A 16,052-nucleotide genomic window follows, 5' to 3' on the forward strand; every position below is an offset into this window, starting at 1 on the left:
AAAAAATGAAAAAACTACTTTTATTTTTCGCTATATCCCTTATATATTCGGGAACAGCAATGGCACAACAAACATTTGACAGAAACTTGGTATTGAAACAAATGCAATTGGCAAATGGCTATTTTATGGATAAATGGCCAGATACCGGTAAAACTATAATTACCAACAAGGAACGTCCCAGCAATATTTGGACTCGTGGGGTGTATTATGAAGGATTAATGGCCTTACATGAAATTTACCCAAAAGAAGCCTATTATAATTATGCCTATTCTTGGTCCGAATTTCATAAATGGGGATTTAATAGCGGAAATACTACCCGAAATGCTGACAATTATTGTGCAGCTCAAACCTATATCGATCTATACAACTTAGAGCCGGACGCTAAAAAATTGAAGAATACAAAAGCAAATATCAATATGTTGCTTAATACTCCTCAATTGAACGACTGGTCTTGGATTGATGCCATACAAATGGGAATGCCTGTTTTTGCAAAAATGGGTGTATTGGAAAAAGACAATCGTTATTTCGAAAAAATGTATGAAATGTATATGTTTTCCAGAAATAAACATGGAGACCATGGACTTTATAATCCTAAAGATGGTCTGTGGTGGCGTGATGCCGATTTTGATCCGCCGTATAAAGAACCTAATGGAGAAGATTGCTATTGGAGTCGTGGTAACGGCTGGGTAATTGCGGCTTTGGCCAAAGTGCTGACCATAATTCCCCAAAATGCACCTCATAGAGAACAATATGTAAAAGATTTGAAAGCGATGTCAGAAGCATTAGTTAAAGTTCAACGCACAGATGGTTTTTGGAATGTAAGCTTGCATGACCCAACTAATTTTGGCGAAAAAGAAACATCTGGCACAGCACTATTCATTTACGGAATGGCTTATGGTATTAATAGTGGAATTTTAAAAAAAGAAACGTATTTGCCAGTAATTCAAAAAGCTTGGAATGCCATGACAAAAGAAAGTCTACATGATAATGGTTTTTTGGGCTACCTGCAATCTACCGGTAAAGAACCAAAAGACGGTCAACCGCTATCCTATGATAAAATTCCTGATTTTGAAGATTATGGATTAGGTTGTTTTTTATTGGCAGGATCAGAAATTTATAAAATGAAATAATGGATAAATATTTAAAAGCTTTATGTTTCTGGTTCTTATTATTGACTGTTTCGATTTCATTTTCGCAGGAATTTGTTAGAAATAAATACAATTTTAACGCAGATTGGAAATTGAAATCGGGAGATTTCGTGGAGGCAAAAAACATCAATTTTAATGATAAAAATTGGGAGTCGGTTACGCTTCCGCATGCTTACAATCAGAAGGAGGCTTTTAAAAAATCAATTGAAGATATAACAACAGGAATTGTTTGGTACCGCAAAAAATTCAAATTGCCTCAAGGTATTTCCAATAAAAAGATTTTTTTAGAATTTGAAGGCATTCGTCAAGGTGGTGTAATTTATGTGAATGGAACAAAAATCGGTATGCATGAAAATGGGGTCATGGCATTTGGTTTAGACATTAGCGAATTCATAAAGCCCTATCCTTTTCAAAATATTGTGGCGCTTCGTATTGATAACGATTGGAAATACAAAGAACAAAAAACGGGATCCACTTTTCAATGGAATAACAACAATTTTAATGCAAATTATGGAGGGATTCCAAAGAATGTTTTTCTGCATATAACCGACAAATTATATCAAACCTTACCCCTGTATTCAAGCTTGGAAACAACAGGGACTTATATCCATGCAACTCAAATTAATATTCCGGGGAAATCAGCATTAATAACGGCTGAATCTCAGGTGAAAAATGAATATGCGATTCCTAAAACTTTTTCGTATCAGGTAGAATTATTCGATATGGAAAATAAAAAGGTGGCGGAATTTTCTGGAGAAAAAATAACAATTGCTCCGGGAGAAATAAAAACAATTAAAGCCAGTCAGCAACTACAATCATTATATTTTTGGAGTTGGGGTTACGGTTATTTGTATACCGTAAAAACCATCTTGAAAGTGGATGGAAAAGTTATTGATGAAGTACATACCAAAACGGGTTTCCGTAAAACGGAATTTAAGAAAGGGGAAGTTGTACTCAATGACCGTGTGATACAGATTAAAGGCTATGCGCAACGAACGAGTAATGAATGGCCAGCAATAGGAATGTCAGTTCCAGCATGGTTAAGTGATTTTAGCAATCAATTAGTCGTGGAAGGAAATGGTAATTTAGTGCGATGGATGCATGTTACACCGTGGAAACAGGATATAGAATCCTGTGACAGAGTTGGGCTAATGCAAGCAATGCCTGCAGGTGATGCCGAAAAAGATGCTAAAGGCGAGCAATGGAATCATCGTGTCAACCTGATGCGGGATGCCATCATTTACAATCGAAACAATCCGAGTATTATTTTTTATGAATGTGGGAATGAAGTTATCAGTGAACCCCATATGCAAGAAATGAAAAGCCTTCGGAATACCTACGATCCTTATGGCGGAAGGGCCATTGGTTCCCGTGAAATGTTAGACAGTCAAGAAGCGGAATACGGAGGAGAAATGCTCTACATCAATAAAAGTGCAAAAAAACCATTGTGGGCTACGGAATATTCCAGAGACGAAGGATTGCGTAAATATTGGGATGAATATTCCCCTCCTTATCATAAAGAAGGCGAAGGTCCATTGTATCGCGGACAAAATGCAGCAGACTACAATCACAATCAAGATAGACATGCCATTGAAAATGTTGTCCGATGGAATGATTATTTTAGGGAACGTCCGGGAACCGGTAAAAGAGTAAATTCCGGAGGTGTAAATATTATTTTTTCGGATTCCAATACCCATCACAGAGGCGAATCAAACTACAGAACCAGTGGCGAAGTGGACGCAATGCGCATTCCGAAAGATGGTTTTTTCACACATCAAGTGATATGGGATGGTTGGGTAGATATAGAAAAACACCGAACGCATCTTTTAGGCCATTGGAATTATACCAATACCACTGCAAAAAAGGAATATGTTGTTTCAACAGGAGACCAAGTGGAACTTTTTGTTAATGGTAAATCTAAAGGATTTGGAACGCGAAGCAATTCTTTTCTCTTTACTTTTGACAATATTCAATGGGAATCTGGAACTATAAAAGCAGTAAGTTATAATGCTAAAGGAGCAATACTCAGCGAAGCAACAAAAACCACTTCCGGAGCACCATTTGCAATTAAACTATCTAAACACACCAACCCGAACGGAATGTTAGCGGATGGTGCCGATGTTGCCTTGGTGGATGTGGAAGTAGTCGATAAAGACGGTATTCGTTGTCCAACAAACAATGCAATGATTGAATTCTCTGTTGCTGGAGATGCAACATGGTTAGGAGGAATCGCTCAAGGACCGGATAATTATATTCTTTTAAAGAACTTGCCTGTAGAAAACGGAGTAAATAGAATCATGTTACAATCTACCCTGAAATCAGGAGCAATACGTGTTACTGCCAAATCTGAAGGCTTACAATCGTCAGAAATTGTCTTGAATGCAACTGCAGTTTCAACTGAAAATGGACTTTCGAAACAATTGCCGGGAGCCGATTTGTTATCTAATTTACAAAAAGGACCAACTCCTGAAACGGCTTCTTATACCTTAAAAAGGAATCCTGTTTTTATTTCACATGCCACTGCTTTGTCGAACAATGAAGACGTTTATAAAAGTTATGATGACAATGAACTAACAGAATGGTCCAATGATGGAAAAATAAGTACGGGCCGAATAGTATATACCTTGACCAAACCTTCCGCAATAAATGAATGTGTGGTTAAATTCACGGGATGGAGAACCAAAAGTTATCCTATTCGAATTTTAGCGGATGGAAAAGAAGTGTATAAAGGGGATACTATGCAAAGTTTAGGATATATTACGCTGCCTTTAAAACCCGTTTTAGCACAACAAATAACTATTGAATTAACAGGAATCAATTCAGAAAAAGATGCTTTTGACAAAATTATTGAAGTCGAGGCAAATAAAGAATTAGATTTATTCAAAGATAAAACAGCAGTAGATGCTAAAGGGCAGTTGCGTATAGTTGAAATAGAATTTTATGAAAAACAAAATGAATAAAAGTAAAGTATTATTTTGGGGATTGGTATTGTTTTTCGGATTAACAAATACCATTTTTTCGCAAAACAAAGAAATAAAATTATGGGACCAGATTCCCGGAGCAATAAATAATGAAAGCTATAAGGAAGAACCGAGACTAGATTCCCAAGGAAAAATAACGGGAATTAGAAAAGTGACGGAGCCTACTTTGAAAGTTTTTTTGGCGGATAACAATAATTCCAAAAACACAGCGGTAATTATTTGCCCAGGTGGTGGATATGCGCTTTTGTCTCATGAAAAAGAAGGCGATAAAGTAGCGGAATGGTTTCAATCTATTGGGGTTTCTGCGTTTGTTCTTAAATACAGATTGCCAAGTGATGTCATTATGAAAGACAAAACCATTGGCCCTTTGCAAGACGCACAAGAGGCAGTAAGAGTATTACGCCGCAATGCTGATACCTGGCATTTAGATTCCAGTAAAATAGGAATTATGGGATTTTCTGCGGGAGGACATTTGGCCGCTACCCTATCCACACATTATTCTGACAATGTATATGATTCGAAAGACAACCTAAGTGCGCGCCCGGATTTTTCAATTTTAATATATCCTGTGATTTCTATGGAAGACGGAATTACTCATAATGGATCTAAAGAGAGTCTTTTGGGTAAAAATTCAAACAGTGAATTGATTGCAAAATATTCCAATGAGAAGCACGTTGATTCCAATACACCAAAAGCGTTTTTAGCGCATGCTACAGACGATAAGGCGGTTCCTGTTGAGAATAGCATCAATTATTATTTGGCTTTAAAACAAAACAAAGTACCAACTGAAATGCATCTGTATGAAAATGGCGGACATGGTTTTGGTTTGGGCACCCAAGGAACGAATAGAGAATGGCCAAAAGCTTGTGAAAAATGGTTGGCTGCCAACGGATTGATTCCAAAAGCATATGGATATGTTTTTTCCTATTTTAAAGGAAATGGCGAAGATGGTTTGCATTTAGCGTATAGTGAAGATGGCTATAAATGGAATACTTTAAAAAATGACACTTCCTTTTTGACTCCTGAAGTCGGGAAAGATAAATTAATGAGAGATCCTTGTATTATAAAGGGCGGTGATGGATTGTACCACATGGTCTGGACCGTAAGTTGGACGGATAAGGGAATAGGCTATGCTTCGTCAAAAGATTTAATTCATTGGTCTAAACAAGAATTTATTCCCGTTATGGCTCATGAAAAAAATGCTCGCAATACTTGGGCACCAGAAATCACTTTTGACGAAAAAGCGAATAAATACATTATCTATTGGGCATCAACCATTGAAGGAAAATTTACGGAAACTCAATCAGAGGAAGAAAAAGGATACAATCATAGAATTTATTATACCAGCACAAAAGATTTTAAAAAATTCACCCGTACTAAACTTCTTTATGAGCCTGGTTTTAATGTCATAGATGCCACGATTTTAAAACAAGATAAGGGCTTTGTTATGTATCTAAAAGATGAAACCCGAAAACCAATACAGAAAAACATAAAAATAGCCTACAGCAAGCGTTTAACGGGACCATACACTAAAGCTGGTAATTCTATTACAGGTGATTATTGGGCTGAAGGACCTACCGCTGTCAAAATAGATGGAAATTGGGTAGTTTACTTTGATAAATATACCCAGAAGAAATATGGTGCTGTAAAAGAAACAGCAAATGGCTGGGAGGATATTTCCGAAAAGATTAGTTTTCCTTTAGGTACTCGTCACGGTACTGTTTTAAGAGTTCCGGAAACTGTGCTTACACAATTAAAAAAACAATAATTTCTTATTAGCCCTATTTATTAGGGCTTTTTAATGCCTTCTATTTTTTATTTAAAAAAACTTATCCTTACTTAACAGAAATTATGGATAACATGATTATGAAAAACCTCGAAGAGACGAAATCACAATTCTTTTTTAATCCAAATGGTAAAACTTTTTAACCAAATAATTCAGCACAAAATAGAGTAACGTAGCCACCACGGTGATGGAAAGTATAAAGCTAACCAAGTTCACAACAATATTAGGAAGAAACTTCAATCTGGGATGCGTGAAATACGGTTCCCGATGCAGTCTTTCATGAATATTTTGTTTCGCTATTTTGATTTTCTTTTTGATAATTCAATTTTTTTTAAATACACCGTTATAGATTATTCGCACCGATTGTGGTTTGCAATTTTATTACTCTAAATTACGTAATAAAATTAATATAAAGAGGGTTATGAAATAGAAAAAGAGAATGACCGTATGGAAATCCTCTTTTGTATTGTGATTGCTATTTAAAAAAATAATGGCTTTAGACTACTTCTATTTTTAAACAAAGTATTAATCTTTCCAGCAATTACTTATATTTCTTTAAGATTACCTTTATTTTTCAAGAAAATAACTTCTATAATTTTACTGGTCATTCCGGTATCCATTTTAAGTTGGTTTGATAAAACTTCAATTACGTTTTTTTCTTCTTCCCCTAGCAAGCCATCCGAAAGTAAGATTTCCAAAGCAAGGGCAAATACCGTTTCTTTATCTACTTCATTAATTAGTTCACAACAAGCCCCAATGTATTTTAATTGTCCAAGTTCTGTTTTTAAATGATACGATTTTGCATAAAGAGGCGCGATATCAATTCCAGCAAACCTCTCTTTTGAATATAACAATTTGGATAATGACGCTGTTTCGGAATCCTTAATAAGATTGTCCGCAGAAATACAAGAATATAAAATTCCAACCCAAGCTTCAAGTTCTGAGGTTACTGGATTTAAGGCCGCATTATTATTTTCTTCAACTTTATCAGATAAACTCATATTTATTTTTTTGCTAAAGTTACTGCGAACCTTTCCACACATTGTTCCGCTTTAGGAATAAATTATCATTTGATGGTTTAGAAAACAGTAATTTTTAAGAAATGGTAGTTATTAATTTTAAAATCTTAGGAGTAATATATTAGAGAGAATTCATTGATAATATCATTTGATAGTATCAAAGTAGTTTTTTCACCTTAATGTGAAAATAGAATTATTACTAAGGTCAGCTTATGCACTATCACTTGAAAAGGTTCAAAGACTACAACAGCAGAAGTGGTGTCCATAGCCTTAACTTCTTCAGGCTCTGTTTTCTCAGTTTTATTGTTTTTACAAGATAAAAATGCAACGGTAAAAACTAATATCAAAACTGGTTTTAAAAAATTTTTAATGTTTCTCATACTATTATTTTTTTTTAAGTTATTTTTATTACATAATATAACTAAAAGTACTGATAATGAAATGATTAAAATTTATTTGGATTCAAAATTATTTCCCGTTTACTTGTATAATTCACTGAATTCTTTAAATACCAATTTTACGGAAGAACAATATCATTATATTCGCCAAATAAGTAGGATGATTAATCATCACTATCCCGTTTGTTTAAAGCGGATTGAGGTTTCTTTTATTAATTTTAAGAATGAATATTTGGGATTAATAACGTAATATCAAAATTTATAAAATGAAAAAAAAAATAATACAATTGTTATTTTTGATAGTACCTTTTTTATGTAACGCTCAAGAATATATAGATCTATTTTCCGTGAACTATGGGAAATCGCAAAAAACTACCTTTGAAAATTCATCAATTAACACCACTATATCCACATTCCAAACGAATCTTACTTTACCCGTTGTTTTAAATGAAAAATACACGGTTATCACCGGAGTAAATTTCAGCAGCTACAACTTACAATTATTCCCTGATTCCAATAACAGTCATTTATATTCAACAAATTTAAGAGCTGGTTTAAGAATAAGCCATTCTGAACACTGGAGTGGAATATACCTTTTGCTTCCAAAAGTCGCCTCAGATTATATCCATCTGAGCAGTGACGATTTTTACTTTGGCGGACTAGCGTTATTAAAATATAAAAGAAACGAAAACTTCGGTTATAGTGTTGGACTTTACGGCAGTAATGAAGCTTATGGTATGTCTATGGTGCCAATCATTGGTCTCTATTATCACAGTCCGGATAAACGTTTCGAGATGAATTTCTTTATGCCAAATGATGCTGATATCAATTATAGTTTGACTGATAAAACAAAAATAGGTGTTGATTTTCTGGGTCATGGAAACAGTTACAAAGTGACAACTGATAATATCCGTTCCAATTATGTAGAAAATAATTCGATAGATTTTTCTTCTTATGTACAACGAAGCGTGTTCGATAAAAAAATTCTTTTACGCCTAAAAATGGGATATTCTTTAAACCAGTTTAGAGTATATCCAATCGATCAAAAACTTGATTTACAAATTCTAGCGTTAAAATTTGGTGATAACCGTACAAAATTATTTCAAGACAAATCAAACACTATCCTATTTAAGATGGAAACCATTTATCGCTTTGATCTAAGTAAGGTTAAAAAATAATACCATTTAATCTTTGAATATACTGCAATACTGTTGTTTCAATTGCCGTTGACTTTAGTCTCCGGAATTTAGGTTGAATGTGTAATTCACTTTAGGCAAAACAATTATACAATTTTGGCTAAAGCCAATAAATGCAACCTCTAAAAACCTTTGTCTAAAGCCAAAGGCAATTGAACTCAAAAGAATAAATGCTGTTTATAACGATAATTTTAATGATTAAATAGTACTTATTTTTAATTTTTGTCAACACTTCAAATTCATAAAAAACCCTCTTGTTATTATAAACGAGACGGTTTTTCAGTCTAATAGGTTTCCTATAATGCTTAATAATAATTGGGACAACCGAAACATTTTACTTTCAAATCAAATTGATAGGTTACGGAGAGTTCATAAATTCCACCTGTCTGACCTATTTTTGATGTACTAAAATCATGGGAATAACCAAATTTAAAATGTTCGTATTGCAATCCTCCAAAGGCGTTTACCGAAGTCAAGAAATGACTGTTATCCACTTTCTTCCCTGGATTTGTAGCTGCACTAACCCCGAAGAAAAATTTTTTAAAAACAAGCCCGATTCCTAAATCAAATCGGCTGTATTGTCCTTGATGCATGTAATTAGACGTTAAAAGCATTTTGGTTTCATAAGGAAAATAGGTAATGTCAATGTAATCTCCCAGTAAGAATTCATATCCTGCATTGGCAGAGAAAAACATCCCTAACGGCACATTTCCGGTGTTTGAAAATGCGATATTAGGTTTATTAATGTGTTTTAGAGAAAGACCAAACCATGCTTCTTCATTGTTAAACAGCATTCCTGCCGAAAAATCAAAGAAAGTTACTTTTTCATTTAATAAAAGTGGATCTACACTCGATGTGTTAATGGTTCCTTGCCCAATGTTGATTTGGTCTTCTAAAACGATATTCTGAAAACCATACGATTTGTTTCCAAAGCCCATTTCTATTGCGGGTCTAAAAAACCAATCGTCATTTAATTGAACCCGATACGCATAATTAAAATTAACCTGGGTGAAATTATAATTCGTGAATTTTTCCCTGTGATTCAAAACATTTACCCCGATTCCACTGTTGGCGTTTTCTAACCACGTATTGATGAAACCAAAATCTGAATCGACTCTAAAATTCAAATCAGGCCATTGCGTTCTGTGCAATATTCCAGCGTTAGTCGTTTCGAGGAATCCTGTAAATCCAGGATTCAACGTTTCGGGAACCATGAAATACTGTGTAAAAATGGGATCTTGCGCCTTAACCGTTAAAGAAAAAACAAACAAAATTATAAAAGTTGTAATTTTTATTTTCATTATGCTATTCTTATTTGATTAGTGTAAAAGGACCGTTTTCATTCATTATTTTCCCATAAAAAGTGGTTCCCTTTACTTTGTAATAATAATTTCCATTTTCCGATTCTCTTTCTTTTATTCTCCCATCCCATCCTTGTAATGTCTCTCCTTTTTCAGAATATATTAATTCTCCCCAAGTATCATACACATCGAGTTGAAGTGATTTCAATCCAACAAAAACCGGTTTAAAAGTTTCATTAATTCCATCTCCATTGGGAGTGAACCCATTTGGGATTACCATTTTATACCCTTTGTCAATAAGTAATGTTACAATATGCGTATAAATACATCCAAAAGGATAAATAACGGTTTGAGTAACTACATAACTCCCTTCTTTGACGAAAGTATGAGTTGGATTTTCTTCACTGGAAACACTTCCGTCACCAAAATCCCAAGCAGTACTGCTATAATCTGCCGTAGCTGTATTCGTGAATTGTATGGGATCACTAATTGAAAAAGTACCAAAAGTAGCATACGAATACGAACTGGTTGTGAAGGAAGGCGTTCCTAATTTTGGAATAGCCACATTGAAAGTATAATTTGCAGTACAACCCAAGTTATCCGTAACGCCAAGAATAACTGTTCCGTTTTGATTGGTGTTCATCATTTCGTTATTGACTCCACTTATCGTTCCGCTGGACCAAGTCAGTTGATAAGGAGGGACTCCACCTGAAACTTGTGCCACAAAAGTTTGTTTGACAGATTTAGCATCACAATTAAAATCGGTTTTTGTTTCCACTCCAATTACTATTGGTGGTTGTCTGTTGATAACATATTGGGCCATTTTTGAACAACCTCTGCTGTCAGTGACTGTAACCAAATAATTTCCTGCGGGAATAGTAGTTAAATCTTCGGTTGTAGCTCCGTTTGACCAAGTGTACGTGAAAGGTGGCGTCCCACCGGCAACTAGCAGATTGATCACGCCACTATTAGTATCATCACAGTCGAATGCATGGGTAACATTTGCCGAAAGCACTAATTTTTGAGGTTCCAATAGTATAAAAGTTCTGGTTATAATACAGGGTTTACTGTCGGTTATGGTTACAGTATAAAAACCCGGGCCTAGATTATTTCTAGTCAAACCTGCCGTACTTCCATCACTCCATACCAATTTTAGTGGAGCAATTCCTCCTACTAAATTTAGATTTATACTGCCGTCATTCATTCCAAAACAAGAAATTTGTTTCACTACCGGATTGATGGTAAAAATTGGTGCTTCGGGTATGTTGACATTTAATGTATTAATACAATTCAAAGCATCCGTAACTGTAATCAGATAATCTCCGGCCGAAAGATTGTCTTGAAATAATCCAGTTGCTAAAGTACTCCATGTGATTTTATAAGGTGCAATTCCACCGGAAACAACTAAGCTAATTGACGCATTATTATCACCATAACAGTTGATTACGGTAGTGGTTGCCTTTATTGTAATTTCTGAAGATTGTGTTACAAGAACCGATAGCTTTTTGGCACAGCCTGAATTATCCGTTACAGTCAAGTCGTACGTTCCAGCTAAAATGGAACTTAGATTTTTATTGGAACTTGTAAATCCGTTTGGTCCTGTCCAAGCATAATTATAATCAAAAACGCCAGGGGAAATCTGGATTGGTGTTCCTCCCATTACATTAATAGCGATAGCTCCGGTTGCAGTTCCAAAACATAAAACATTGGTCTGACTTACTAAATTTAAAACTAAAACAGGCGGCTCCTTAATTGTGAAAGTGGTTGTTACTGGGCCACAATTATTACTATCCGAAACCGAAACAGTATATATGCCCGGACTTAAATTTGATAAATCTTCAGTGTTTGCAAATGGTAAATTATCTTTAGTCCAAGCATACTTATAATTTATAGTACCTCCAGTTATTGTAATTGCTATCGCTCCATTGACATTACCAAAACAGGTGATATCCTTTTCTAAATCGGTAGTAATAACGATGGCATCAGGTTCTGTAATTTTATAAATTTTTGAAAAAGGACAACCTCCATTATCTAAAACTGAAAGTGTATAATCTCCCGGCGACAGGTTAGAAATACTTGTTGCACTAGATGTAAATCCATTTGGTCCCACCCATGAAACTACGTATGGTACGCCAACAGTAAAAGGAATTCCTCCCGTTAAATTAGTTTGTATTGAACCATTATTAATGCCAAAACAAGTATTATTTGTGAGGATACTATTTGGGCTTATTGATGGATTGACAGTTACAACAATTGTAAAATTAATTCCAACGCAAGTTCCCGAAGTTGGAGTAACAGTATAAGTAACCGTTGCCGGACTAGTTGTTGTATTAATCAACGTTTGGCTGATATTATTTTGAGGAATTGTTCCCACAACGGCGCCATTAACAGCATTCGAAGGATTAATTACCGGAGTTGTCCAAGTGTATGTGGTTCCAACCGGCACTATATCACCACTTGAATTATCTGGTGTAATTGTAAAAGCTGTTCCGCTACATAGTACTGCACTTTTATTTACAATTATAGGATTTTGATTGATTTTAACTGATGCAATAGCGGATGTTAAAACAGAACATCCTCCAGTAGACAACGTAATAATGCAATAATAGTACGTTGTTCCAACTGTTATAGCGGGTGGATTGAAACTATCATTTGTTGCTCCTAAAATTGAAGTACTTCCCATTATAGAATTAGTTGCATTAGAATACCATTGGTATTGTGGTGTACCAACTCCATTACTGTAAGCTACTTTTAAAAGTGTAGGTGTTCCTCCTAAACATAACGTACTTGAGGAGGGTTGCAAGGTAATTGTGGACGCAAGATTTATAATTACGGCAGCTACATTACTTTTGGTATTACAGCCCAAGCCACTTTGTGAAATTTCACAATAATAATAAATTGTTCCTATTGCTGCTGTAGGCGGCGTAAAAGTAGCATTTGTTGCTCCGATTAATAAAGTTCCTCCGTTATTTGAATTTGTAGTATTCGAAAACCATTGGTAAGATACAGTCCCAACACTAGCATCTCCAGAGGCAGTTACAGATAAATCTGTTGGAGCAACATTTTGACATAAAGTTTGCGTTGACAATGGTTGTGCAGTAACAATTGGGTCCGCAACAACTTTAACTTCTGCAGGATTACTTGTTATTGGACCGCATCCGCTTCCTGATAATGTTATAACTGCATAAAAATAGTTTACTCCTGCAATAGGGAAAACCGGTGGAGTATAACTTGAATTAGTGGCACTCGAAATGAGGGTTCCACCACTGTTTGTATTGGTTGTATTTGAAAACCATTGATAACTCGGAATTCCTGTTCCACCAGAATAATTTACTTTTAATGGCGGGCTTATCGTACTTCCAACACAGAGATTTTGTGATGCTGTTGGCTGCAAAATAATTGTTGCACTGGCAGTAATTGTAATATTTGCTACAGCAGAAGTAATGCTGGAACAGCCTCCAGAACCACCCAATGTAATAATACAATAATAATAAATTGTTCCAATTGTTGCACTTGGCGGCGCATAAGTAGCATTTGTTTCTCCAGAAAGTGGCGTTCCCGTAGTTGCATTATTACTTGTATTTGAATACCATTGGTACGTTGGCGTTCCTGTTGAAGTATTTAAAACAACAGCTAATACATTAAGTGTTCCATTTTGGCAAATCGTATTTGAAGCGGGCTGGGTTGTGATATTTGGCGCTGGGTTTACAGTAACAACATAATTTACTACTGCTCCTGAGCATCCGTTTAATATGGGAGTAATGGCATAAGTAACGGTACCTACTGCAGTATTTGTTGTTGAAATAGTTTGTACAGGAATTGTATTCGTTGTCCCGGAAGCCATAAAACCGGTGATTCCTGCTGTTGCTGTTGCCGTCCAAGAAAAAGTAGTTCCAACAGTATCAGCCGTTAAGTTTACTAAACTCGTTTGTGAACCAGAACAAATAGTTTCGGTTAAGGATGTATTTGTTAAAGTTGGTGTTGTACTGACCGAAAATGTTTTGGTGGCGGTTGCAGAAACACCACATTCATTGGTTACTGTTAATGAAACCGTATAATTTCCCGAAGTATTATAAGTAATCGTTCCCGGAATAGCTGTGGTTGCAGTTGCCGGAGTACCACCAGGAAAACTCCAAGCATACGTTAAGACACTAGAAGCAGGTGCACATCCTTGTACTACAGCCGTTGGTGAAATAGTTGCTGTCCCACAAGCATTTGGGATAGTATTTATAATGGCTGTTGGTGGCTTTTTTACAGTTATTGTTTGAGTAGTACTCGTACTTCCACAGGAATTTGTTACCGTTAATTTTAAAGTATAAGTACCTGGGGCAGTAAAATTAAAAGAAGGACTAGCAGAATTTAAATTGGTACCATTAGTATAGACTGGATTGACTGAAACAACATCACAATTTAGATTTGTATAAGCAACATTCCATAAATATGTTGGCGTAGTACAAGAATTTGTAATATTGGTTGTATTGGTTGTAGTTACTGTAAGAGGATTACAACCCGAAGTAGTATTAAGCGTAAATTGAGGAGTTAGTGGAGATTCTATGCAGATTGGTTGGGTTTTTGTTGCAGTTCCACATCCGTTTTGGGCGTTTAGGGTAACTGTATATGTTCCTGTATTAGAATAGGTATGATTAATGTTTTGAGGAGCTGATAGCGGAGTTGTGACAATAGGCGAGCCATCTCCGAAATCCCAAGTATAAATCGAACCTTGAACACAATTTTGACCATAGCCTGAAACAGTTGTGTTGGTAAATAGAATACTATTGTTTACGCATCCAGTACCATTAGCAGGCACCGTGAAATTTGTTGTAGGTTTTGTTAATATGGATATGTTTCCCAATGATAAGGGGGTCATTCCACAGGCATTGGTTATTTCTAATTTTACTTCAAAACTGGGTGCTGGACAACTACTTGTGGTGTAAGTATGTGGAATAGGATAGTTGGGAGAATTTAAGGGACTCGATGAATTATAATAAGTAGAGCTGTTTAATTGATTTTGGGTTAAAATGACTATTGGAGAACCATCATTATAATTTATTTTATAGGTTGTGTCAAGTGAATTACCTCCCCAATTCGAGATGGAGAATTGTAGATTGGCTGTTGGAGCACATAAATTTTGAGTAGATCCGGGACTATTTAAACCTCCAAGTGGATTAGAAACATTTTTGACAATATAGGTTTTAGAATTAACGCAACCATTGGTTCCATTGGCAGTGATGGTCATAGAATAAGCCCCAATGGAAGAATAGGTATGGGAAATAGGGAATGTAATATTGGATTGTGTGTTTCCATCCCCCCAATCTATGGAAAAGGAAGAAATACAAGAGGAAGCAGAAGAATTTCCAACTGTAATCAAATACACAGAATTGGAGGATGCATTGGCACAGTTATTAAATGGATCAGTAAATTGATTATTGACATCTATAAAATTGATATCAGGTTTTTGTTTTACAGTAATGGTCTTTGTTTTGGTTACTGCACAACCACCACCTGTTACGGTTAAAGTAACATTGAATGTTGTAGTACCACATCCTAATGAAGTAAAAGAATGATTAGGATTTTGTTGCGTTGAGGTTGTGGCATCTCCAAAATCCCACGCATAAGTATATGTTACTGTACCTGTTGTGGAAGAAGAAAATTGAAGTGCTGTTCCCGAACAAGAATTGTCATTTGTAAATGTAAAATCTATAACTGGCAAAGCATTAACCTCTATCGTTACTGATCCAGTTTGGGCTTGGGTTGCATTAGTTGAGTCCTTGACACTAACTAATGTATATACAAAACTTCCCATAGTAGAAGTTGGCACATTCAATGTAAAAATATCTCCTGTCGATTGAGAAGTAATTATATCAGGTCCACCATTTATCTTATACGTAAAAGTATAGGGAGCAGTCCCTCCTATTCCTGTAAAAGTTATTACAGGTTGGGTTCCATTAGTACAAACAGAAGTTGTATTTGTGGTTATTGTAGCAGTTGGTAATACTAAAATATTGGTACTCTCCGCTACAACAATTTTATCGATGCCCAAATGTGGGTAATTGCTTTTAGCATTTAAATTATTAACTGAAATTATCAAGACAAAAAGAAAAATAATCTTGTAAAGGTGTTTCATAATTGCGTATTAAATTAGTCAACGATTACCATCATTGCCATCCGGTAAAAATAAAATTTTAACAAATATAATGTAATGTTTTTCCGTTATGTTGCGGTT

8 protein-coding genes are annotated in these 16,052 nt (G+C 35.3%); 4 read left to right on the forward strand and 4 right to left on the reverse strand.

Annotated features, from left to right (window positions below; translation table 11 throughout):
* The first annotated feature begins 5 nt into the window (after positions 1-5).
* The 3 genes from ACM55M_RS05445 to ACM55M_RS05455 are packed head-to-tail and all read left to right on the forward strand — an operon-like array spanning position 6 to position 5,897.
* Positions 6-1,130 carry a glycoside hydrolase family 88/105 protein gene (locus ACM55M_RS05445; protein WP_416856569.1) on the forward strand — a complete coding sequence of 375 codons (1,125 nt, stop codon included), beginning with the start codon at positions 6-8 and terminating at the stop codon, positions 1,128-1,130.
* A complete protein-coding gene (locus ACM55M_RS05450) occupies positions 1,130-4,108 on the forward strand; it encodes a glycoside hydrolase family 2 protein (protein ID WP_416856570.1) in 2,979 nt (992 codons plus the stop codon). Before ACM55M_RS05445 ends, ACM55M_RS05450 begins: the two co-directional genes overlap by 1 nt.
* Positions 4,089-5,897, forward strand: a complete 1,809-nt coding sequence (locus ACM55M_RS05455; protein WP_416856571.1) for a prolyl oligopeptidase family serine peptidase — start codon at positions 4,089-4,091, stop codon at positions 5,895-5,897. Before ACM55M_RS05450 ends, ACM55M_RS05455 begins: the two co-directional genes overlap by 20 nt.
* A 563-nt stretch (positions 5,898-6,460) precedes the next feature.
* Here the strand turns inward: ACM55M_RS05455 and ACM55M_RS05460 are convergent.
* Positions 6,461-6,916, reverse strand: coding sequence for a hypothetical protein (locus ACM55M_RS05460; RefSeq protein WP_416856572.1), 456 nt, complete (start codon positions 6,914-6,916; stop codon positions 6,461-6,463).
* 194 nt (positions 6,917-7,110) lie between these two features.
* On the reverse strand, positions 7,111-7,314 hold the full coding sequence (locus ACM55M_RS05465; protein ID WP_416856573.1) for a hypothetical protein: 204 nt from the start codon (positions 7,312-7,314) through the stop codon (positions 7,111-7,113).
* Between the two features lie 284 nt (positions 7,315-7,598).
* On the opposite strand from ACM55M_RS05465, the gene ACM55M_RS05470 reads away from it, so the two are divergent.
* Positions 7,599-8,510 (forward strand): DUF6268 family outer membrane beta-barrel protein, encoded by a 912-nt coding sequence (locus ACM55M_RS05470; protein WP_416856574.1) that lies wholly within the window; start codon positions 7,599-7,601, stop codon positions 8,508-8,510.
* A 323-nt stretch (positions 8,511-8,833) separates the two neighbouring features.
* On the opposite strand, the gene ACM55M_RS05475 is transcribed toward ACM55M_RS05470, so the two are convergent.
* Both ACM55M_RS05475 and ACM55M_RS05480 read right to left on the reverse strand, forming a co-directional pair.
* Positions 8,834-9,829, reverse strand: coding sequence for a PorP/SprF family type IX secretion system membrane protein (locus ACM55M_RS05475; protein WP_416856575.1), 996 nt, complete (start codon positions 9,827-9,829; stop codon positions 8,834-8,836).
* A 10-nt stretch (positions 9,830-9,839) separates the two neighbouring features.
* Positions 9,840-15,953, reverse strand: coding sequence for a PKD domain-containing protein (locus ACM55M_RS05480; protein WP_416856576.1), 6,114 nt, complete (start codon positions 15,951-15,953; stop codon positions 9,840-9,842).
* Positions 15,954-16,052: the final 99 nt, after the last annotated feature.

The sequence above is a fragment of the Flavobacterium galactosi genome, assembly GCF_048158585.1.
GTDB classification, from domain to species: Bacteria; Bacteroidota; Bacteroidia; order Flavobacteriales; family Flavobacteriaceae; genus Flavobacterium; species Flavobacterium galactosi.